The sequence below is a fragment of the Geodermatophilus arenarius genome, from assembly GCF_042654585.1.
GTDB lineage: Bacteria > Actinomycetota > Actinomycetes > Mycobacteriales > Geodermatophilaceae > Geodermatophilus > Geodermatophilus arenarius.
Window position 1 is genome coordinate 174,164 of the sequence record NZ_JBHSGR010000004.1, and the last position, 20,662, is coordinate 194,825.

Here is a 20,662-nt window from a genome sequence, read left to right on the forward strand (position 1 = left end):
CGGCAGCCTCCTGCTTACCCGCCGCGGCGAGGCCTCCTCCTAGGTCGGCTCCCTCGCCGCGGAGACCCTGCCGTGGTCGATGACGTCCCGGTGCCCGCTGACCGCCCCCCAGGAGCGACAGTCCAGCCCGCGCCAGAGGAGTCATCCCACCGTGACCAGCCCGCAGCACCCGCACGCCCGCAACCCCCAGCGCCCCTCGGGGATGCCGATCTCCCGCTACACCCCGTTCCAGCCGGTCGACCTGCCCGACCGCACCTGGCCGGAGAAGGTCACCGCGGTGGCCCCGCGCTGGTGCGCCGTCGACCTGCGCGACGGCAACCAGGCCCTGATCGACCCCATGAGCCCCGACCGCAAGCGCCGGATGTTCGAGCTGCTGGTGCGGATGGGCTACAAGGAGATCGAGGTCGGCTTCCCGGCGGCCAGCCAGACCGACTACGACTTCGTCCGCCAGCTCGTCGAGGACGACCTGGTACCCGACGACGTCACGATCCAGGTCCTCACCCAGGCCCGTGACGAGCTGATCGAGCGCACCTTCGAGTCGCTGCGCGGCGCGAAGCAGGCGATCGTGCACCTGTACAACTCGACGAGCACGCTGCAGCGCCGCGTCGTCTTCGGCAGCGACCGCGCCGGCATCGTCGACATCGCCGTCCACGGCGCCCAGCTGGTCCGCAAGCTGGCCGAGCAGGCCGGCGACACCGAGATCCGGTTCCAGTACAGCCCCGAGTCCTTCACCGGGACCGAGCTGGACTTCGCCCTGGAGATCTGCAACGCGGTCACCGACGTCTGGGAGCCGACCCCCGACCGGCCGACCATCCTCAACCTGCCGGCGACCGTCGAGATGGCCGAGCCGACCGTCTACGCCGACCAGGTCGAGTGGATGCACCGCAACCTGGGCCGCCGCGACGCCGTCGTCCTGAGCCTGCACCCGCACAACGACCGCGGCACCGCCGTCGCCGCCGCCGAGCTGGGCTACCGCGCCGGCGCCGACCGCATCGAGGGCTGCCTGTTCGGCAACGGCGAGCGCACCGGCAACGTCGACCTGGTCACCCTGGGCCTGAACCTGTTCAGCCAGGGCATCGACCCGCAGATCGACTTCTCCGACATCGACGAGATCCGCCGCACCGTCGAGTACTGCAACCAGCTCGGCGTGCACGAGCGGCACCCCTACGGCGGCGACCTGGTCTACACCGCCTTCTCCGGCTCCCACCAGGACGCCATCAACAAGGGCTTCAAGGCCCTGGAGGCCGACGCGGCCGCCGCCGGCAAGCCGGTCGGGCAGATGCCGTGGGCGGTGCCGTACCTGCCGATCGACCCCAAGGACGTCGGCCGCAGCTACGAGGCGGTCATCCGGGTCAACAGCCAGTCCGGCAAGGGCGGCGTGGCCTACGTCATGAAGACCGAGAACCACCTGGACCTGCCCCGGCGGCTGCAGATCGAGTTCAGCGGGGTCGTCCAGCGGCACACCGACGACGAGGGCGGGGAGGTCACCGCCCAGCAGATGTGGGCCGCGTTCAGCAACGAGTACCTGCCCGACCCCGACGCCCCGTGGGGCCGGTTCGCCCTCACCGGCCACCGGCACACCGCCCACGGCGACCAGCTCGACGAGATGGTCGTCGAGCTGACCGCCGACGGCGTCCCGGTCACCGTGCAGGGCCGCGGCAACGGCCCGATCGCCGCGTTCGTCGACGCGCTGACGACCCTCGACGTCGACGTCCGGGTCCTGGACTACGCCGAGCACGCGCTGTCCGCCGGTGGCGACGCCCGCGCCGCCGCCTACGTCGAGTGCGCGGTCGGCGAGCGCGTGCTGTGGGGCGTGGGCATCGACCCGAACATCGTCAGCGCCTCGCTGCGCGCCGTCGTCTCGGCGGTCAACCGGGCCCTGCGCTGAGGACGGGCCCGGGGCTCCGCGGCGTCAGTCGCCGCGGAGCCCCGGGTCCGCGCCCCCGCCGGCGTGCTCGGCCACCTCGTCGACCACCAGCAGGTCCCGGCGCACGTGCCGGCGGCGGTAGGCGATCCGGCTGACCATGTGCGCCGACAGCGGCGCGGTCAGCACCTGCAGCAGCGCCACCAGCAGCAGCACCCACATCGCCGGCGTCCCGGCCAGCCGGATCGCCGCGCCGACCAGCACCAGCAGCAGCCCGGTGACCTGCGGCTTCGTGGCCGCGTGCAGGCGGGTCAGCACGTCGGGGAAGTGCAGCAGCCCGAGCCCCGCGGTGAACGCGAGGAACGACCCGAGCAGCAGGCAGACGGTCGCGACGACGTCGAGGACCGCGCTCACGGCCGCTCCTCCCCCGCGGGGTCGTCGCCGGAGGGCCGGTCGAGCACCATGCCGCCGACGTAGCGGACCACCGCGATCGCGCCGATGTAGCCCAGCAGCGACACGACGACGAGCACCGGCACCGCGGACGCGTCGCGGGACAGCGCCACGTGCACGCCGAGCCCGCCGGCCGTGATCACCAGCATCGCGTCGCCGGCCACGACCCGGTCCAGCAGCGACGGCCCGCGGGCGAGCCGCACCAGCGCGAGCAGCGCCCCCGCCCCGACGAGGCCGAACGCCACGACGGCCACCCAGCTCACCGCGCCACCTCCGTGGGCTCCCGGTCCAGCGCGGCACGCTCGCGGGACCGGCCGAAGGCCCGCACCACCCGGTCCTCCACGGCCAGCACCCCGGCGCGCTGGCGCTCGAGGTCGTCGCGGTCGCGGACCTCGAGCAGGTGGACGGCCAGCACCCGGTGCTCGCGGTCCAGGTCGAGCACCACCGACCCGGGGACCAGGCTGAGCGCCTCGCTGATGACCGCGAGCAGCAGGTCGGAGTCGGTGCGCAGCTGCACCCGGATGACGGCGCTGCGCAGCGGCGGGCCCGGCCGCAGCGCGCGCCAGGCCACCTGCGCGCTGGAGACGGCGAGGTCGACGGCGAACACGGCGAGGAACCGCAGCAGCGCGAGCGGCCGGATGCGGATGTTCTCCACCACCGCCGGGAGCGGCACCACGCGGGTGACGAGGACGGCGACCAGCACGCCGCCCAGCACGTTCGCCCACGACCAGGTGCCCCACAGCAGCACCCAGACCAGCACCAGCCAGACCAGCGCGGGCAGCTGGCGCAGCAGGTGGCGGGCGCGGTCGGTCACCGCTCCCCCTCCACGGCGGTGCGGTAGGGGCCGCGGTCGAGCAGGTCGGTGGCGGCGCGGCCGGCCAGGCCGTAGAGCGGGCCGGCCAGCGCGGTGAGGGCGACGGTCAGCGCCACCAGCGCCGCCGTCGCGCCGACCAGCACGCGCGGCAGCCGCTCCGCGGGCTCGCCCGGGTGCTCGTCGGGCTCCTCGGGCCCCTCGGACGCCGTCGCCACGGCCACCTGCCGCTGCCACGCCGCCGACAGCCGGGCGGCGCCGTTCCCCGACGGGCGGGCCCCGCCCCGCGGCCCCGCGTCGGCCGCCGCCGCGGTGGCGGCGTCGGCGCCGGGCTCCTGCGCGCGCGGCCGCCAGAACGCGCGGGTCCACACCCGGGCCACCGCCAGGAGGGTGAGCAGGCTGGTCACCAGCCCGGCGCCGACCAGCACCAGCGCCAGCGGGCGGCCGTCGGCGACCCCGGCCTGCAGCAGCCCCAGCTTGCCGAGGAACCCGGACAGCGGCGGGATGCCGGCGAGGTTCAGCGCGGGCAGCAGGTACAGCACCGCGAGCAGCGGGGAGGCGGCGGCCAGCCCGCCGAGCCGGCGGATCGACGTCGACCCGCCGGTGCGCTCGACCAGACCGGCGACGAGGAACAGCGTGGTCTGGACGACGATGTGGTGGACGACGTAGAACACCGCGGCGGTCAGCCCCGCGACGCTGCCCAGCGCGATGCCGAACACCAGGTAGCCGATGTGGCTGACCAGCGTGAAGGACAGGATCCGCCGCAGGTCGGTCTGCGCGACCGCGCCGAGGATGCCGACCACGAGCGTCGCCAGCGCCGCCGCCATCAGCAGGGTGTCCAGCGCGCCGTCGGGGAACAGCAGCGTCTGCGTGCGGACGATCGCGTAGACGCCGACCTTGGTGAGCAGCCCGGCGAACACCGCGGTCACCGGCGCCGGCGCCGTCGGGTAGCTGTCGGGCAGCCAGGCCGACAGCGGGAAGACGGCGGCCTTGATGCCGAAGGCGATGAGCAGCAGCGCGTGCAGCAGCGTGCGGGTGCCCTCGGGGACCTCGGCCAGCCGCACCGACAGGTCGGCCATGTCCACGGTGCCGGTGGCCGCGTACACCAGGCCGATCGCGGCGAGGAACAGCAGCGACCCGACCAGGCTGACCACGACGTAGGTGATCCCGCCGCGCACCCGCGGCGCGGACCCGCCGAGGGTGATGAGCACGTAGCTGGCGGTCAGCAGCACCTCGAAGCCGACGTAGAGGTTGAACAGGTCGCCGGAGAGGAACGCGAACCCGACGCCGGCCATGAGCACGAGGAACGTCGGGTGGAAGATCGACACCGGCGCCTGCTCGCTGCCGTCGGCGGCGCCCTGGCCGACGGCGAACAGCAGCACCCCCAGGCCCACGGTGTGCGCCACCACCAGCATCAGCGCCGACAGCCGGTCGACCACCAGCGAGATCGCCTGCGGCACCGGCCAGTCGCCGACCGCCACCGCGACCGCGCCCGACCGGTCGGCGAGGACCAGCAGGGTCACCGACACGCCCAGGACCGCGGCGAGCACCGCGACGCTGAGTACCCGCTGGGTCCGCGTGTGGCGGCTGAGCAGCAGCGAGACGGCAGCACCCAGCAGCGGCAGGACCACCGGCAGCGGGGCGAGGACGCGGATCACCGCGACCGCCGTCGCGCCGGGGGCAGGTCGACGTCGTCCGCGGGGGTGCCCGGCGGCGGCTGACCGCGGCGCCGGGGCGGCTCGGCGTGGAACGGGCGCCGGTCCTCGGCGGCCAGCCGGTCCGGGTCGATCTCGTCGGGGTCCTCGCGGCCGGAGCGCCGGCCCTCCCGGGTGGCCAGCCGGCGGTCCTCCTCGTCGGCCTCCACCGCCTCCTGGCGGGCCAGCCGCCACGAGCGGTGGATCACCGCCAGGAGGAACGCCGAGACGCCGAAGGTGATGACGATCGAGGTGAGCACGAACGCCTGCGGCAGCGGGTCGGCGGTGGCGTCGTCACCGCGGCCGAGCAGCGGCGCGCTCCCGGCCGGGCCGGCGGCGGAGATGAGCAGCAGGTTGGTGGCGTTGCCCAGCAGCAGGAAGCCGAGCAGCACCCGGGTGAGGCTGCGGTCGAGCAGCAGGAAGACGCCGGCGGCGTACAGGCCGCCGATGACCACGGGCAGGACGACGGTCGGCGTCACCGGGCCACCACCTCCCCCGGCGTGGTCTCGACCGGGTCGTCCTCGTCCTCCTGGCGGTCGAGCTCGGCGCCGAGGCTGCGCAGCACGTCGAGCACCAGGCCGACGACCACCAGGTAGACGCCGACGTCGAAGAACAGCGGCGAGACCAGCTTGACGTCGCCGAGGACGGGCAGCGTCCACTCCCAGTAGGTGGACTCGAGCTCCTGCCCGCCCAGCACGAGCGCGGCGACGCCGGTGCCGCCGGCCAGCAGCAGGCCCGCACCGAGCAGCCGGCCGGGGTCGAGCGGGGCGGCCTCGCCGAGCTCGTAGCGGCCGCCGGCCAGGTAGCGCAGCACCAGCGCGAGCCCGGCGACCAGGCCGCCGGCGAACCCGCCGCCGGGCTGGTTGTGCCCGGCGAACAGCAGGTACAGCGAGAAGACCAGGACGGTGTGGAACAGCATCCGCACGACGACCTCGAGCACCACCGACCGGCGCCGCGGGTCGAGCGTGCCGCCGGCGGCCAGCCACTCCCCGACCGGCGCCCGCCGGGACCGCCCGGCGACCTGGTCCACCCGCTCGGCCCGCTCGATCGCCCCGGTGCGCCGCCGCAGGAAGACCAGGCTGGCCACGCCGGTGGCGGCGACGATGAGCACCGAGATCTCCCCGAAGGTGTCCCAGGCGCGGATGTCGACCAGGGTCACGTTGACGACGTTGTGCCCCTGCGCCTCCTCGGCGAGCCGGGCGTACTCGTCGGACACCGGGGCGGCGTCGCGGGCGGCCAGCGCCACGGCGGACACCGCGCCCATGAGCAGGCCGACGCCGACGGCGAGCAGGCCGCGGCCGGCGCGCTCGCGGCGGCGGTGCCGCTCGGACACGTCCTTGGGCAGCTTCCGCAGCACCAGGACGAACGCCACGATCGTCACCGTCTCGACGAGGAACTGGGTGAGCGCGAGGTCCGGCGCCCCGGCGATCACGAAGAACACCGCCAGCCCGTAGCCGGTGACGCCGACGACCAGCGCCGCCGACAGCCGCTGCCGCACCCGCACCGCCATCGCGGCGGCCAGCAGCACGACGACGCCGACCAGCACCTGGACCGGGCTGTCCCAGGCCCGCCACTGCGCCGGGCGCTCGGCGACGGTGGCGAGCAGCGCGCCGGGCAGCAGGACGACCGCGGTGAGGATGGTGCCGAGGTAGGCGGGCAGCGACCCACGCTGCGTCGTCCCGGTGACCAGGACGGCGAGCCGGTCGACGCCCTGCAGCACGTTCCAGTAGCCCTCGTCGGCCGACGCCCGGACCGTGAGCCGCCGCTGCACCCGGGCCACCGCCGCCCGCCCGGCGAACAGCGCCGCCCCGCCGAGCAGGGTGAGCGCCGACAGCGCCAGGGCCGGCTGGAGCCCGTGCCACAGCGCGAGCTCCTCGGTCTCCGGCGCGTAGCCGGGCAGCCCGTCGGCGTAGCGGCCGACGACCGGCTCGAGGCCCTTCGCGAGCACGCCGCCCGCGAGGCCGAGGAGGGTGAGGACGACCGGGGCGGCGAGGAACAGCGGCCCGGGCGGGTGCGCCACCTCCGTGGCCGGCCGGCCGGCGTGGGCCGCGAACGCTCCCCACACGAAGCGGAGCGTGTATCCGGCGGTGAGCACCGACCCGAGCACCAGCCCGGCGAGGACCAGCAGCGCGGCGGTGCGGTCGGGCAGGCCGCCGTCGAGGAGCGCGGTGAACGCCGCCTCCTTGCCCACGAAGCCGAGCAGCGGCGGCAGCCCGGCCATCGACGCCGCGGCCAGGCCGGCGACCGCGGCGACCACCGGCATCCGGCGGCCGAGGCCGGACAGCTCGCGCAGGTCGCGGGTGCCGGTGGCGTGGTCGACGACGCCGACGGTGAGGAACAGCGTGGACTTGAACAGCCCGTGGGCGAGCACCATGGCCAGCCCGGCGCGCGCGAGCTCGGCGCTGCCGGCGCCGACCAGCGTGGTGAGGAACCCGAGCTGGCTGACCGTGCCGAAGGCGAGCAGCAGCTTGAGGTCGGTCTGGCGCAGCGCCCGGTAGCCGCCGACCAGCATCGTGGCCACGCCCAGCCCGAGTACCAGCGGCCGCCAGCCGGGCAGGTCCGCGGCGCCGGGCGCCAGCCGCGCGACCAGGTAGACGCCGGCCTTCACCATGGCCGCCGCGTGCAGGTAGGCGCTCACCGGCGTCGGCGCCTCCATGGCCGCCGGCAGCCAGAAGTGGAACGGCACCAGCGCGGACTTGGTCACCGCGCCGGCCAGCACGAGCAGCACCCCGGTGACGACGGCAGGCCCGCTGCCCGGGTCGGCGACGATCGCCGACAGCCGCGACGTGCCCGCGGCGTGCGCCAGCACGACCAGCCCGGCCAGCATCGCCAGGCCCCCGGCGGTGGTGAGGACCAGCGCCTGAGCGGCCGCCCGCCGGGCCGCCAGCGACGTCCCCGACCCGCCGATGAGAAGGAAGGAGAAGACCGTCGTCAGCTCCCAGGCGACGTAGAGCAGGTAGACGTCGTCGGCGAGGACCAGCGCCAGCATCGAGCCGGCGAAGGCGGTCAGGCAGCCGGCCAGCCGGCCGGTGCCCTCGGCGTCCGGCTCGACGTAGCGGCTGCAGTAGAGGAGCACCAGCGCGCCGACGCCGGTGACCAGCCCGGCGAACACGAGGGCCAGCGGGTCCAGCCGCAGCGCCACCGACAGGTCGAGCGCGGGCACCCAGGGCACGGTCTCGCGGACGTCGTCGCCGGACGCGACCGCCGACAGCTGCGCGAGCGTCCAGGCGAACCCGGCCGCGGGCACCAGCGCGAGGGCGAGGAAGGCGTCCCGTCCCCACCACCGCACCAGCACCGGCGCCGCCAGGGCGGCCACCAGGTGCGCGAGCAGCAGTGCGGTCACGGGGCTCCCGGGTCGGCGGCGGAGGGGAGCACGCGACGACGGCGGTGCGGCGGCGTCGCCCCCTCGTGGGGGTACCGCTGCTCCCGCGCCGGGAAACCGGGGGTGCGGAGAACCGGGTCACCTACCCGGCGTCACCAGGCCCGACTCGTAGGCGAATGCAACCGCCTGGACCCGGTCGCGCAGGCCCAGCTTGAGCAGCACCCGGCTGACGTGCGTCTTCACCGTCGCCTCGCCGAGGTACAGCCGCGCGGCGATCTCGGCGTTGGACAGCCCGGCGGCGACCAGCGCCAGGACGTCGGTCTCCCGCTCGGTCAGCGCCGCGAGCTCCGCGGCGCGGCCGGGGTCGGGCGCGGGCGCCGCGGCGAAGGACCGGATCACCCGCAGCGTCACGGCCGGGTCGAGCAGCCCCTGCCCGGCGGCCACGGTGCGCACCGCGGCCACCAGGTCCTCGGGCGGGGCCACCTTGAGCAGGAACCCGCTGACCCCGGCGCGCAGCGCGGCGGCCACGTACTCGTCCTCGTCGAACGTGGTGAGGACGACGACGCGCGTGGGCAGGCCGGCCCCGACGATCCGGCGGGCCGCCTCGAGCCCGTCCGTGCCGGGCATCCGGACGTCGAGCAGCACCACGTCGGGCGCGAGCTCGGTGACCACCCGCACGCCGCCGGCGCCGTCGCCGGCCTCCCCGACCACCTCGATGTCGGGCTCGGCGGCCAGCACCATCCGCAGGCCGGTGCGGATCATCGACTGGTCGTCGACCAGCACCACCCGGATCGTCACGCGCCCACCGCCGCGGGCGCGCTCGCCGGCGCGGGCACCGGGAAGCCGGCGCGGACCCGGTAGCCGCCGCCGCGGACCGGCCCCACGGAGAGGTCGCCACCGGCCACGGCCACCCGCTCGCGCATGTGCAGCTGCCCGTGCCCGCCGGTGCCGGGGACCGGCGGCGGCACGGGGACCCGCGGCCGGCCGTCGTCGGTGACGGTCACCGTCACCCGGCCCGGCCTCCAGGCGACCTCCACGCACGTGGCCGCGGCACCGGCGTGCCGGACGACGTTGGACAGCGCCTCCTGCACCACGCGGACGGCCGCGACGTCGACCAGCTGCGGCAGCTCGGCCGGCTCCCCCGTGACGACGAGCCGCACCGGCATCCCGCCGGCGCGCAGCTCGGCGAGGACGGCGTCGAGCCGGGACAGCGACGGCCGCGGCGCCGGGTCGCCGCCGCCGGACTCGCGGAGGATGCCGACCACCCGGCGCATCTCGTCGACCGACTCGCGCCCCAGCCGCTCCAGCCCCAGCAGCACGTCCTGGGCCTCCGGGTGGTCGGGCAGCAGCCGGCGCAGGCCGCCCATCTGCAGCACCATCACGCTCACCGCGTGCGCCACCGAGTCGTGCACCTCGCGGGCGATGCGCGCCCGCTCGGCCACCACCGCGGCGCCGGCCACCGCCTCCTGCTGCTCGGCCAGCCGCGCGGCGAGCGCCTGCAGCGCCAGCGAGCGCGAGTGCGACTGCCGCACGAGGACCCCGACCGCCCAGGCGGTGCCGGTGACGACCAGGTAGAAGACGCTCTCCCAGGTGGAGGGGCCGAAGGCGATGCCGCTGCCCACCACGACCAGCGTCGCGACGACGGCCGCGCGCAGCCCCCGCCGCACCGGCAGCACCGCGGCGGCGTGCCCGACGAGCACCGCCATCGCGATCAACTGGGCGCCGCCGGGACCGGGCGTCCCCAGCGCGTAGTTGCCGAGCACGCTGAGCCCGCCGGCCACCGCGGCCGCCTCCGGCCACCGGGCGCCGAGCGCCACGACGGCCCCGACGGCGACGCCGGGCAGCGCGGTGACCAGCGGGTAGCGGAACACCTCCTCGGTCAGCGTCTCGACGACCGACAGCACCGCGAGCACGGCGCCGAGCACCGGCCAGACGAGCCGGCGGGCGGAGGGGGACGACGACCAGCGGGGCACGGCGAGCACGGTAGGGGCCCGCGGGGGTGCCCGGGATCCCCCGCGCGGCCGATGGACACGCGCCCTCCCTCCTCCTCGCGGCGGAGGGCGGTCGGTCCGCCGGGACGGACGTGGCGGAGGGGCCCGCGGCCGGAGAGTCCTCGCCGACGCACCGCAGCGAGCGGTGCCCCGACCGACGAGGACCGATGACCACCTCCCCGCTCCCCACCCGTCCCGCCGCCACCCCCGAGGCGCGCCCGGCCCGCAGCGCCGGCTCGCTGATGCTGCCGATCGCCGGCGCCGCCCTGGTCGGCGGCTCGCTGCTCTACGTCGCCGGCATGGTGACCTCCCCGCCCCAGGACTCCCAGGCGGCGGCCGACTACATCGCGGCCCTGGGTCGCGACGAGGGCCGGACGACGCTGTCGGCGGTGCTGCTGCACTACGGCAACATGGCGCTGGCCCTGGCCTGGCTGGCCGTCCCGACGCTGGTGCGGGGCCGCCGCGGGCGCATCCCGACCGTCGTCGGGGCGCTGCTGTCCGCGATCGGCCTGGTCACCGTGGCCGGCTTCGTGCTCTACGACCACTGGACCGGCGCCATCGGCCGCGAGCTCGACCCGGCCACCGCCCTGGGCCTCTACGACGCCGTCGGGGCCAACTCGGGGGTCGCGGTCGTCGGCGTCCTGACCCTGTTCGGGCTCCTCGGCCCGATCGTCGGCTACGTGGGTCTCGCCCGCGCCGGGGTGACCGGCTGGTGGCTGCTGCTCCCGGCCGTCGGCTGCCTCGTGGCCTCCGCGGTGATCCCGTTCTCGCCGACGGTCCACGGCGCCCTGGCCCTCGTCGGCGCCGTCCCGGCGGTCGTCGTCGGCCTGCGGATGCTCGCCCGCACCCGCGCCGAGGCCGCCGTCGCCTGAGGGAGGACCTCCCTGCCCTCCGCCACTCGCAGGCTCGCGGCGGGCCCCTGCAGGGAGGCCACCCGCTCGTGCTCCGGGTCCGCTGCGGACCCGGAGCACGAGCGCGCGCCGGGCCGGGTCAGCGCTCGGTGCCCTCGGCAGGCAGTGTCGATCACAGGGTGCTGGACGGCCCCCTGGGCGCCTCCGCGCCCGGGTGGACAGGGGCGCGGAGCGACGGCGGGTCACCCCTCGACGAACGCGCCGGGGGTCAGGCGCCGAGGACACGTGCCAGCAGCGTCCGGCGACTGCGGGTGCCCGTCTTGTCGAACACCGACTTGAGGTGGTCCTGCACGGTGTGCGCGGACAGGAACATCCGTGCGGCCACGTCGCGGGTGTCGGCGCCGGTCGCCAGGTGGGCGAGCAGCTCGGCCTCACGGGCGCTGAGCCCCGTGCAGCGGGCGAACAGCGACAGCCGCTCGGAGGCGCTCGACTCGTGGATGGTGACGGCGATGTCGCGCTCCTCGCGTGGAGCGTCGCCCTCGAGCCGGGCGGCCCGCAGGGTCAGCCAGCAGTTCCCGGCCAGGTGGACCCGCGCCCACGGCGGCGAGGCGTCGACCCCCGCCTCGACAGCGAGCAACTGGGCGGCGACGTTGAGGGCACCGGCCGGAACCGGCGGCCCCTCGTCGTCGCGGGGCACCAGCAGCCGGAGCGCGTCCCGCGTGCCAGGTGTCTGCCGCACCGCCTGCAGGTCCGGCGCCAGCAGCAGGAGCAGGGGCCCGGTCGGGTGGTCGGAGGGCGAGGCGGTCTCGAAGGTGCGCGCCTGGCCGCGCCGCAGGGCCGTGGTGACGGTCGGGGCGACGTCCCGCAGGAACTGCGCGTGGACCCGGTCGAAGGCCCGGCCTCCGGTACGCCACAGCTCCAGGAACGCCCAACAGCCGAAGCCGTCGCGGAAGACCACCGAGGCGACGTCGGCGACGTCGTACCGGCACAGCAGCTCCCGCCACAGCGGGCTGCGCCCGAGGTCGCCGTCTGTGGCCTCGGCGAGCAGCGCGACGGGTCGGTCGGTCAGGGTGGTCCAGCGGTTGAGCGCGGTCAGGTAGCGCAGCCGGATCAGCCGGGGCAGCTCGGGCAGGCACGGGACGTCGGCCAGCGGCCCGCAGCCCACCCGCGTCTCCGGGTCGGTGAGCACCCAGGCGTAGGCGTCGAACCCGACCGCGCGGCGGAGCTCGGCCAGCAGCCGCAGGCGCAACGTGCGGGCGTCGGCACCCGCCGCGCAGATCCGCTCGACCCGCTCCCGCGCCGCCGTGGACCCGGCCACGACGGCAGGCTACGGACACCCCGCCGCGCCGGACAGCACCGCGCGTCACCGGACCCCAGACATCTGGGATGGGGCCGCCGCCGCCCGGTTCCTAGCGTCGTGGACGTGATCACCCTGCACATCGAGCACCCGATCAGCGACCTCCCCACGTGGAAGGCCGCCTTCGACCGGTTCGCCGAGCGCCGCCGACAGGGCGGCGTGTGCGGCGAGCGGGTACGGCACCCGGTCGACGACGACCGCTACGTCCTCGTCGATCTCGACTTCCCGACCCGGGAGCAGGCGCAGCGCTTCCTCGACTTCCTCGAGACGACGGTGTGGGCCTCCCGCGACAGCTCACCAGCGCTGGCCGGGACGCCCCGGACGTGCCTCCTCGAGCCGGTCCGAGCCGCACCGTCGCTGAGTCGGCGACCCGGGTGAACACCTCCTGCCGGGTCAGCCCTCGGCGAGCTCCGCGGCGGCCAGCCAGTCGGTCTCGACCCGGTCCTTCTCGGCCAGCAGGGTCCGCAGCCGGCCGTCGAGCTCCACGACCCTCGCGTGGTCGGTGGCCGCGGCGGCGAGCTCGGCGTGCAGCCGCTCCTCCTCCGCGCCGAGCTTCTCCAGCCGCCGCTCGAGCCGGGCGGCCTCCTTGCGGGCGGCGCGCACCTCCGCCGCCGAGGGGCCGGCCGGGGCGGGCGCCGGGGCCGCGCCGCCGGCGGGCGCGAGACCGGAGCCGGCCGAGGGCAGTGCCGCCTCACCGGCGGCCCGGCGGGCGAGGTACTCCTCCACCCCACCGGGCAGCGCGGCCAGCGAGCCGTCGCCCATCAGCGCGACCACCGAGTCGCAGACCCGGTCGACGAAGTACCGGTCGTGGCTGACCACCAGCACCGTGCCGGGGAAGGAGTCGAGCAGGTCCTCGAGCTGGGTGAGCGTGTCGATGTCGAGGTCGTTGGTCGGCTCGTCGAGCAGCAGCACGTTCGGCTCGGCCATGAGCAGGCGCAGCAGCTGCAGCCGCCGCCGCTCGCCGCCGGAGAGGTCGCCGACCGGCGTCCACTGCCGCGACGCCGGGAAGCCGAACCGCTCGGCCAGCGACGACGCGGAGACCTCCTGGTTGCCGATCCGCGCGATGCGGGCGATCTCCTGCACCGCCTCGAGCACCCGCAGCCGCCCGGGCAGCTCGGTGACGTGCTGCGACAGGTACGCGGGCGCCACCGTCTGCCCGCGCACCACCCGGCCGCGGTCCGGCTCGACCTCGCCGACCAGCAGCCGCAGCAGCGAGGTCTTGCCCGCGCCGTTGACGCCGACCACGCCGATGCGGTCGCCGGGGCCCACGTGCCAGGTCAGGTCGCGGAACAGCGCCCGCGGGCCGTCGTCGGAGGGCACGGCGTAGTCGACGTCCTCGACGTCGTAGACGGTCCTGCCGAGCCGCCGGGCGGCGAAGCCCTTCAGCGCCATCGACTCCCGCGGCGGCGGCTCGTCGGCGATCAGCGCCTCGGCCGCCTCGATGCGGAACCGCGGCTTGCTGGTGCGCGCCGGCGCGCCGCGGCGCAGCCACGCGAGCTCCTTGCGCACCAGGTTCAGCCGCCGCTCCTCGGTCACCGCCGCGACGCGGGCGCGCTCGGCGCGGGCCAGCGTGTAGGCCGCGTAGCCGCCCTCGTAGGCGTGCACCGCGCCGTCGGTGACCTCCCAGGTCTGCGTGCAGACCTCGTCGAGGAACCACCGGTCGTGGGTGACGACGACCAGCGCGCCGACCCGCCGCTTGACGAAGTCGGCCAGCCAGGCGACACCCTCGACGTCGAGGTGGTTGGTCGGCTCGTCGAGCACCAGCAGGTCCAGCGGCCGGATCAGCTGCGCGGCCAGGGCGACCCGCCGGCGCTCGCCGCCGGACATCGGGGCGACCGGGCTGTCCAGGCCGAGCCGGTCGAGCTCCAGGCCGGTCAGCACGCTGCGGACGGCCGGGTCGGCGGCCCACTCGTGCTCGGCGGCGAACAGCGTCCCGGGCAGGACGACGTCGCGGACGGTGGCTCCCGGCGGCAGCGTGCCGGACTGGTCGAGGACGCCGACGGCGAGGTCGCCGCGCCGGGTGACCCGGCCGGAGTCGGGCTCCTCGCGGCCGGTGAGGACGCCGAGCAGCGTGGACTTGCCGCTGCCGTTGCGCCCCACGACGCCGATCCGCTCGCCGGCGGCGACGCCGAGGGAGACGCCGTCGAGCAGCACGGTCGTGCCGTGTGCCTTGGAGACCCGCTCGAGGTTGAGCAGGTTCAGCGGGGCGCTCACGGCCGGGTCCAGGTCATCGGACCCCAGTATCCCCGGCCGCCCGCACGCCCCGGCCGCCCGGGGCGGTCCGCTAGTGGACCCCAAGGCACCCGCAAGCGGCGTCCGGAGAGTCATCGGCAGCACACCCCGGGTGTCCGGGGCGGACGAGCGGAGGACGACATGAGCATGACGGCAGCGGCCCACGACACGGCGTTCCCGGCCCCGGCGCCGGCGGCACCGCGCCTGCGGGCGGTCCCGCCGCTGGCCGAGCCCGCCCCGGGGACGACGGCGCTGTGGTGGGCCCGGCTGCTGCGCCGCGGCCCCGGCCCCGTCGAGTACTCGCTGGTGGCGGTCAACTCCGACCGCTTCCCCGACGGCACCCCGGTCGACATGACCGCCGTCGACGCCCGCGGGCGCCGCCCCGCCGGCTGGCAGGTCGACGTCCGGCACCGCGCCTCCGACGGCCGGGTGGTGCGCATCGAGGTCGCCGAGGAGCTGTCGGGGACCTGCCCGCCGATGTGGTTCGCCGAGGTCACCCACGCGACCAGCGCCGTCCCGGCCGCCTCGCTGCTGGCCTTCCGCGGCAACGCCTTCCGGCCCGGCGCGGTCGTCCGCCCGCACGAGGTCGCCGCCGCCGGGGTGCGGATGACCGACCGGATCGCCGAGGTCCGCTGGTGGATCCGCTCCGGCCTGGTCGACGACGTCACCGTCGAGCCGGTGTACCGCGGCCGCGGCGTGGCCCGCACCCTGGTCACCGCCGCCGAGGGGCTGCGCTTCCTGCGCGGCTGGGCGCCGCTGCGCTCCGACGGCCGCCTCACCGACGCCGGCGCCGCCTGGCTGGAGTCCGCCCCGCCCGCGTGGCGGCCGCGGCTGGCCGACCGCACCGAGGTGCTCCCCGACGCCGACGCCGAGGAGGAGCTCACCGGCGTCGCCCGGCTGCTCCGGGGCTTCTAGGCGAGGGGCTCCCCGGGCGAGGGGCTCCCGGGCGGGGAGCTCCCGGGCGGGGAGCTCCCGGGCGGGGAGCTCCCGGGCGAGGGGCTCCTAGGCCAGCCGGGTGACCTCCACGGTCACCGTGTGCCCCTCGCTGCGCGGGCCCGAGAAGATGCCGGTGAACGGCGGGACGTCGCCGTAGTCGCGGCCGCGGCCCAGGGTCACGTGCCGCGGCCCGATCGGGACGCCGTTGGTGGGGTCGGCGGCGCACCAGCCGCCGTCCCACCACTCCACCCAGGCGTGGCTCTCGCCGGTCACCGTCTCGCCGATGCCGGCCGACGGCCGAGGGTGCAGGTAGCCGGAGACGTAGCGGGCGGGCAGGCCCAGCTCGCGCAGCAGGCCCACGGTGACGTGCGAGATGTCCTGGCAGACGCCCCTGCCCGCCGTCCAGGCCTGCATCGCCGTCGTCCGCACCGACGTCGAGCCGGACAGGTACTCCATGTGCTCGCGGACGAACCGGCACACCGCGGGCCCGGCCTGGTGCGGCGGGGCGTCGCCGACCGCGGCCCGGGCGGCGCGCACCACGGTCGGGTCCATGGCGGTGCGGGGCGTGGGGGCCAGCAGCTCGCCGAAGCGGTCGCGGACCAGCCGGCCGCGGAGGGCGGACCAGCCCACGTGGTCGTGGTCGACGACGTCGGGGCCGGCCTCCACGATCGAGGTACCGGTGACCACCAGCTCCCGGTGCGGGGTGTGCAGGTCGAAGGCGGTGACCGTCGAGCCCCAGTAGTCGCGGTAGGCGAACGCGGTCGCGGCCGGCTCGATCTCCACCCGCGAGCGCAGCGTCGTCTGCCGGCCGCTGTTCTCCGGCGTCAGCCGGGCCTCGTTGTAGGAGGAGCGCACCGGCCCGCCGTAGCGGAACCGGGTGGTGTGCACGACCTGCAGCCGCCAGCGGTCGCCGGGCGGGCGCGGCGCCCGGCCGGGGACCTGGGTCTGGACCTGCGACTGGCTCACGCGACCCCCTCGGGCACCCACACCTGCGGCGCCTGCTCGGTGAAGAACCGGCCGGTGACCGCCGCGCTGGCCAGCGAGCAGGTGCGCTGCAGCTCGTCGAGCCGCTGCGGCAGCCGGTCCAGCAGCTCGGGCGGCGGCATGAACTCGAGCATCGTGCGCGCCCGGCCGACGATCCGGTGTGCCTCGCCGGCCACGCCGATGCGGGTGGCGTCGCGGACGGTGGAGCGCTCCAGCTCGGCCAGACACGCCTCGGCCTGCTCCAGCGCGGCGAACACCGACCGCGGGAACAGCCGGTCCAGCAGCAGGAACTCCGCTGCGCGGCTGGAGTCGACGACGCCGCGGTAGGTGCGCAGGTAGGGCTCGTAGGCGCCGGTGGAGCGCAGCACCAGCGTCCACGACGGCGCCGCGTCCCCGGCCAGCACGCGGGTGGAGAGGATCCGCGCGGTCATGTCCACCCGCTCCAGCGAGCGGCCGAGGACGAGGAACAGCCAGGACTCGTCGCGGCTCATCGTGGAGTCGGCCAGGCCGAAGACCATGGCCGAGCGCTCGCGGACGAACCGGAACAGCGAGTGCGGCCCGTACCGGCGGGCCATCGTGCGCTGCTGGGGCAGCGCGTTGTGCGTGACGTTGAGCGACTCCCAGATCTCGGCCGAGAGCACCTCGCGGGCACCGCGGGCGTTCTCCCGCGCCGCCGACAGCGCCCCGACGATCGAGCTCGGGCTGTCCCGCTCGAAGGCCAGGGTCGCGAGCACCCGCTCGGTGTCGGCCTCCTCCTCGGGCACGCCCGCGCCCATGAGGCCGAGCAGGTTCGCGCAGGCCCGCCGCTCGTCGATCCACGGGTCCTCGACCAGCCGCTGGGTGTGCACGTCGAGGATCCGGGCGGTGTCGTCGGCGCGCTCGACGTACCGGCCGATCCAGAACAGCGACTCCGCGATCCGGCTCAGCACGGCGTCTCCCCCAGGGTCTGCTGCTGCTGTTGCGACTGGCCGGCGACGGCGTCCTCGAACGGGCCGGGGTCCTGGCCGGGCGGGTCGCCGGGCAGGTCGGCGGCGGTGAACTCGATCCGGGTGCGCGCCGGCGGCTCGTCGTCCTCGGGCGCCGGCCGCGGCGGGCTGAACACCCACGTGTCCTTCGAGCCCCCGCCCTGGCTGGAGTTGACCACCAGCTCGCCCTCGGGCAGCGCCACGCGGGTCAGCCCGCCGGGCAGCACCCAGACCCGCTCGCCGTCGTTGACGGCGAACGGCCGCAGGTCGACGTGCCGCGGGGCGATCCGGCCGCCCACCAGCGTCGGCGACGTCGACAGCCCGATCGGCCGCTGCGCGATCCAGTCGCGGGGCCGGGCGCGGACCTTCTCCGCCAGCTCGGCGAGCGTCGCGTCGTCGGCGCGCGGGCCGATGACGATGCCCTTGCCGCCCGAGCCGTCGACCGGCTTGAGCACCAGCTGGTCGAGGGAGTCGAGCACCCAGCGCACGGTGTCCTCGTCGTCGAGCCGGTGGGTCTCGGCGTTGTCGAGGACCGGCTCCTCGGCGAGGTAGTAGCGGACGAGGTCGGGCACCCAGGTGTAGAGCAGCTTGTCGTCGGCGACGCCGTTGCCGACGGCGTTGGCGATGGTCACCCGGCCGGCGCGGGCGGCGTTGAGGACGCCGGCGCAGCCGATCACCGAGTCGGGACGGAAGTGCACCGGGTCGAGGAAGTCGTCGTCGATGCGCCGGTAGATGACGTCGACGCGGCGCTGGCCGTCGGTGGTGCGCATGCTCACCTGGTTGCCGGCGCACACCAGGTCGCGGCCCTCGACCAGCTCCACCCCCATCTGCCGGGCCAGCAGCGCGTGCTCGAAGTAGGCGGAGTTGTAGACGCCCGGGGTGAGCAGGACGACGGTCGGGTCGCTGACGTTGGGCGGCGCCGAGGCCTTGAGCGCCTCGAGCAGCCGGGTCGGGTAGTCCGCGACCGGCTCGATGCGGTGGTCGGCGAACAGCTCGGGCAGCACCTGGCTCATCGCCGCGCGGTTGGTGATGACGTAGCTGACCCCGGACGGCGAGCGCAGGTTGTCCTCGAGCACCCGGAAGTCGCCGGCCTCGTCGCGCACCAGGTCGATCCCGGCCACGTGCACCCGCACGCCGTTGGGCGGCACCAGCCCGTGGGCCTGCCGGTGGAAGTGCGCGCTCGTCGTGACCACGCTGCGCGGCACGACGCCGTCGGCGAAGACCTCACCCGCGCCGTAGACGTCGGCGAGGAAGGCCTCCAGCGCGTGCACCCGCTGGGCGACGCCGCGCTCGACGACCGCCCACTCGTCGGCCCCGATCACCCGCGGCACGATGTCCAGCGGGAAGGGCTGCTCCTCGCCGGCGTGGGCGAAGGTGACCCCGGCGTCCCGGTAGGTCTGCGACAGCAGGTCCGCCCGCGCGGCGAGCTCCTCGCCGGCCATCGGCTGCAGCGACGCGAACAGCCCAGCGTAGGCCGGCCGGGGCTGCGCCGGGCCGCCGAACATCTCGTCCCACTGCTCCCCGAGTGGGTAGCCGTCGAAGAGGTCCGCCATGGTCCGGAACCTAGTTCGGGCGTGTGTCCGGCGCGTTTCCGGACGGCGACGACGCGCCGGGGCGCATTGCTCGACCTGCGAGAACATTGCGCGCCACCTACCGTCGGCCGGGTGCCCCTCCCCGCCGTGACCTGGCCGGACGTCGAGCGGCGGGCGGCCACCGTCCCCGGCGGGGAGGTCCGCCGCGTCGGGGGTACCGACGCCCTGACCGTGCGCGGCCTGGTCACCGACTCCCGGCGGGTGGCGCCCGGCTCGCTGTTCGCCTGCGTCCGCGGCGCGGTCAGCGACGGGCACCGGCACGCCGGGGCCGCCGCGCGGGCGGGTGCCGCGGCGCTGCTGGTGGACCGGCCGGTCGACGTCGCGCTGCCGCAGCTGCGCGTCTCCTCGGTGCGCGCCCAGCTCGGCCCGCTCGGCGCGCTGCTCGCCGGCGACCCGGCGCGCGCCCTGCGCCTGGTCGGGGTGACCGGCAGCAACGGCAAGACGACGACCGGCGCGCTCGTGCGCGGGGTGCTCGACGCGGCGGGCGTCCGCACCGGCGTCGTCGGCACGCTCGGCGCGTCCGTCGGCACCCGCTCGCGCGGGACGGCGCTGACCACGCCCGAGGCCCCGGAGCTGCACGAGCTGCTGCGCTGGATGGTCGACGCCGGGGCGCGGCGGGCCGTCGTCGAGGCGTCCTCGATCGCGCTGGACGTGGGCCGCATCGACGGGCTGCGCTTCGACGTCGCGGTGTTCACCGGCTTCGAGGAGGACCACCTCGACCACCACGGCACCCTCGAGCAGTACTGGGCGAGCAAGGCGCGGCTGTTCGAGCGCGACCGCGCGGCGGCCGGCGTCGTGGTGGTCGACGAGCCGTGGGGCCGGCGGCTGGCCGACCAGGCGCCGGTGCCGGTGACCCGCGTGGGCTCGGCCGCGGACGCCGACGTCCGGGTCCTGGGCTGGCGCACCGGCGCCGGCGGCACCGACGTGCTGCTGGCCGACGACACCGGCGGCCACCGGGTGCACAGCCCGCTGGTCGGCCGGGTGCACGTGACCAACCTGGCCGCGGCGTGGGCCACCGGGCGGGTGCTCGGGGTGGACCCGGTGCGGATCGCCGACGGCCTGGCCACGGTCGCGCCGCCGCGGGGGCGCAACACCGTGCTCGGCGGGCGCGGGCGGCCGCTGGTCGTCGTGGACTACGCGCACACCCCGCGCGCGCTGGCCGCGGCGGTCACCACCGCCCGCGACCTGTGCGGGCCCGGCGGCCGGGTGCACCTGGTGCTCGGCGCCCGCGGCCGCCGCGACCGGTACAAGCGGCAGGGCCTGGGCGAGTCCGCCCGCGCGGCCGACGTCGTCTGGCTGACCAACGAGGGCAGCCACGGGGAGGACCCGGCGGCGATCGTGGCCGAGCTGCGGGTCGGCCTGCTGGGAGCGGACGCGGCCGTGCGCACCGTCCCGGACCGGCGCGCGGCGATCCTGGCGGCGGTGCGCGCCGCCGACCCGGCCGACGTCGTCCTGCTCGTGGGCCGCGGGCACGAGACCCGGGTGCTCGACACGACCGACCCGCGCGACGCCGTCCACCTCGACGACGCCGAGGTCGCCACCACCGCGCTGATCGCCGAGCACGGCCCGCCGGTGGTCGCCACCGAGGGCGAGCTCGCCTCCTGACCCGCCCC

Annotated in this window: 18 protein-coding genes; 5 read left to right on the forward strand and 13 right to left on the reverse strand. The window is 76.2% G+C overall.

Features of this window, described 5'->3' with window-relative positions:
* Nucleotides 1-151 precede the first annotated feature (151 nt).
* Nucleotides 152-1,888: a 2-isopropylmalate synthase gene (gene leuA, locus ACFO3M_RS05800; protein WP_387987455.1), complete on the forward strand. Its 1,737-nt coding sequence runs from the start codon at nucleotides 152-154 to the stop codon at nucleotides 1,886-1,888.
* 24 nt (nucleotides 1,889-1,912) lie between these two features.
* Here leuA and mnhG read toward each other — a convergent pair whose 3' ends face one another.
* The 8 genes from mnhG to ACFO3M_RS05840 form a co-directional block, all read right to left on the reverse strand.
* Nucleotides 1,913-2,278: a monovalent cation/H(+) antiporter subunit G gene (mnhG, locus tag ACFO3M_RS05805; RefSeq protein WP_387987457.1), complete on the reverse strand. Its 366-nt coding sequence runs from the start codon at nucleotides 2,276-2,278 to the stop codon at nucleotides 1,913-1,915.
* Complete coding sequence (locus ACFO3M_RS05810; protein WP_387987459.1) at nucleotides 2,275-2,577, reverse strand: MrpF/PhaF family protein; 303 nt, start codon at nucleotides 2,575-2,577, stop codon at nucleotides 2,275-2,277. Before ACFO3M_RS05810 ends, mnhG begins: the two co-directional genes overlap by 4 nt.
* Nucleotides 2,574-3,128 (reverse strand): Na+/H+ antiporter subunit E, encoded by a 555-nt coding sequence (locus tag ACFO3M_RS05815; protein WP_387987461.1) that lies wholly within the window; start codon nucleotides 3,126-3,128, stop codon nucleotides 2,574-2,576. Before ACFO3M_RS05815 ends, ACFO3M_RS05810 begins: the two co-directional genes overlap by 4 nt.
* Nucleotides 3,125-4,783, reverse strand: coding sequence for a Na+/H+ antiporter subunit D (locus ACFO3M_RS05820; protein ID WP_387987463.1), 1,659 nt, complete (start codon nucleotides 4,781-4,783; stop codon nucleotides 3,125-3,127). The genes ACFO3M_RS05815 and ACFO3M_RS05820 overlap by 4 nt, the downstream gene beginning before the upstream one ends.
* A complete protein-coding gene (locus ACFO3M_RS05825) occupies nucleotides 4,780-5,298 on the reverse strand; it encodes a Na(+)/H(+) antiporter subunit C (RefSeq protein WP_387987464.1) in 519 nt (172 codons plus the stop codon). The genes ACFO3M_RS05820 and ACFO3M_RS05825 overlap by 4 nt, the downstream gene beginning before the upstream one ends.
* Nucleotides 5,295-8,162 (reverse strand): Na+/H+ antiporter subunit A, encoded by a 2,868-nt coding sequence (locus ACFO3M_RS05830; RefSeq protein WP_387987466.1) that lies wholly within the window; start codon nucleotides 8,160-8,162, stop codon nucleotides 5,295-5,297. The genes ACFO3M_RS05825 and ACFO3M_RS05830 overlap by 4 nt, the downstream gene beginning before the upstream one ends.
* A 117-nt stretch (nucleotides 8,163-8,279) precedes the next feature.
* Entirely contained in the window at nucleotides 8,280-8,939 is a 660-nt protein-coding gene (locus ACFO3M_RS05835; protein ID WP_387987467.1) for a response regulator, read from the reverse strand.
* Entirely contained in the window at nucleotides 8,936-10,114 is a 1,179-nt protein-coding gene (locus ACFO3M_RS05840) for a sensor histidine kinase (protein WP_387987468.1), read from the reverse strand. Before ACFO3M_RS05840 ends, ACFO3M_RS05835 begins: the two co-directional genes overlap by 4 nt.
* A 185-nt stretch (nucleotides 10,115-10,299) precedes the next feature.
* Between ACFO3M_RS05840 and ACFO3M_RS05845 the strand changes: the two genes are divergently transcribed.
* Nucleotides 10,300-11,004, forward strand: a complete 705-nt coding sequence (locus ACFO3M_RS05845) for a hypothetical protein (RefSeq protein ID WP_387987470.1) — start codon at nucleotides 10,300-10,302, stop codon at nucleotides 11,002-11,004.
* 247 nt (nucleotides 11,005-11,251) lie between these two features.
* On the opposite strand, the gene ACFO3M_RS05850 is transcribed toward ACFO3M_RS05845, so the two are convergent.
* On the reverse strand, nucleotides 11,252-12,301 hold the full coding sequence (locus tag ACFO3M_RS05850; protein ID WP_387987471.1) for a helix-turn-helix transcriptional regulator: 1,050 nt from the start codon (nucleotides 12,299-12,301) through the stop codon (nucleotides 11,252-11,254).
* A 105-nt stretch (nucleotides 12,302-12,406) separates the two neighbouring features.
* Between ACFO3M_RS05850 and ACFO3M_RS05855 the strand changes: the two genes are divergently transcribed.
* Nucleotides 12,407-12,718 (forward strand): hypothetical protein, encoded by a 312-nt coding sequence (locus ACFO3M_RS05855; protein WP_387987473.1) that lies wholly within the window; start codon nucleotides 12,407-12,409, stop codon nucleotides 12,716-12,718.
* A 15-nt stretch (nucleotides 12,719-12,733) separates the two neighbouring features.
* Here ACFO3M_RS05855 and ACFO3M_RS05860 read toward each other — a convergent pair whose 3' ends face one another.
* The gene (locus ACFO3M_RS05860; protein WP_387987475.1) at nucleotides 12,734-14,554 is read right to left on the reverse strand and encodes an ABC-F family ATP-binding cassette domain-containing protein; all 1,821 of its coding nucleotides are present in this window, start codon (nucleotides 14,552-14,554) and stop codon (nucleotides 12,734-12,736) included.
* 159 nt (nucleotides 14,555-14,713) lie between these two features.
* On the opposite strand from ACFO3M_RS05860, the gene ACFO3M_RS05865 reads away from it, so the two are divergent.
* Nucleotides 14,714-15,487 carry a hypothetical protein gene (locus ACFO3M_RS05865; RefSeq protein WP_387987476.1) on the forward strand — a complete coding sequence of 258 codons (774 nt, stop codon included), beginning with the start codon at nucleotides 14,714-14,716 and terminating at the stop codon, nucleotides 15,485-15,487.
* A gap of 87 nt (nucleotides 15,488-15,574) precedes the next feature.
* Here ACFO3M_RS05865 and ACFO3M_RS05870 read toward each other — a convergent pair whose 3' ends face one another.
* Genes ACFO3M_RS05870 through ACFO3M_RS05880 form a run of 3 tightly spaced genes read right to left on the reverse strand, consistent with a single transcriptional unit; the run spans nucleotide 15,575 to nucleotide 19,010 of the window.
* Complete coding sequence (locus ACFO3M_RS05870; protein ID WP_387987477.1) at nucleotides 15,575-16,474, reverse strand: transglutaminase family protein; 900 nt, start codon at nucleotides 16,472-16,474, stop codon at nucleotides 15,575-15,577.
* The gene (locus tag ACFO3M_RS05875) at nucleotides 16,471-17,421 is read right to left on the reverse strand and encodes an alpha-E domain-containing protein (protein WP_387987478.1); all 951 of its coding nucleotides are present in this window, start codon (nucleotides 17,419-17,421) and stop codon (nucleotides 16,471-16,473) included. The genes ACFO3M_RS05870 and ACFO3M_RS05875 overlap by 4 nt, the downstream gene beginning before the upstream one ends.
* Nucleotides 17,415-19,010 (reverse strand): circularly permuted type 2 ATP-grasp protein, encoded by a 1,596-nt coding sequence (locus ACFO3M_RS05880; protein WP_387987480.1) that lies wholly within the window; start codon nucleotides 19,008-19,010, stop codon nucleotides 17,415-17,417. The genes ACFO3M_RS05875 and ACFO3M_RS05880 overlap by 7 nt, the downstream gene beginning before the upstream one ends.
* A 111-nt stretch (nucleotides 19,011-19,121) precedes the next feature.
* Here ACFO3M_RS05880 and ACFO3M_RS05885 point away from each other — a divergent pair, with 111 nt between their 5' ends.
* Nucleotides 19,122-20,654 (forward strand): Mur ligase family protein, encoded by a 1,533-nt coding sequence (locus tag ACFO3M_RS05885; RefSeq protein ID WP_387987482.1) that lies wholly within the window; start codon nucleotides 19,122-19,124, stop codon nucleotides 20,652-20,654.
* The last annotated feature ends 8 nt before the right edge of the window (nucleotides 20,655-20,662 follow it).

What these genes read in the sequence shown, in the direction of transcription:
- ACFO3M_RS05845 (WP_387987470.1), top strand. Translation starts at nt 10,300, where the DNA reads ATGACCACCTCCCCGCTCCCCACCCGTCCCGCCGCCACCCCCGAGGCG.
- ACFO3M_RS05865 (WP_387987476.1), top strand. Translation starts at nt 14,714, where the DNA reads ATGAGCATGACGGCAGCGGCCCACGACACGGCGTTCCCGGCCCCGGCG.
- ACFO3M_RS05880 (WP_387987480.1), bottom strand. Translation starts at nt 19,010, where the DNA reads ATGGCGGACCTCTTCGACGGCTACCCACTCGGGGAGCAGTGGGACGAG.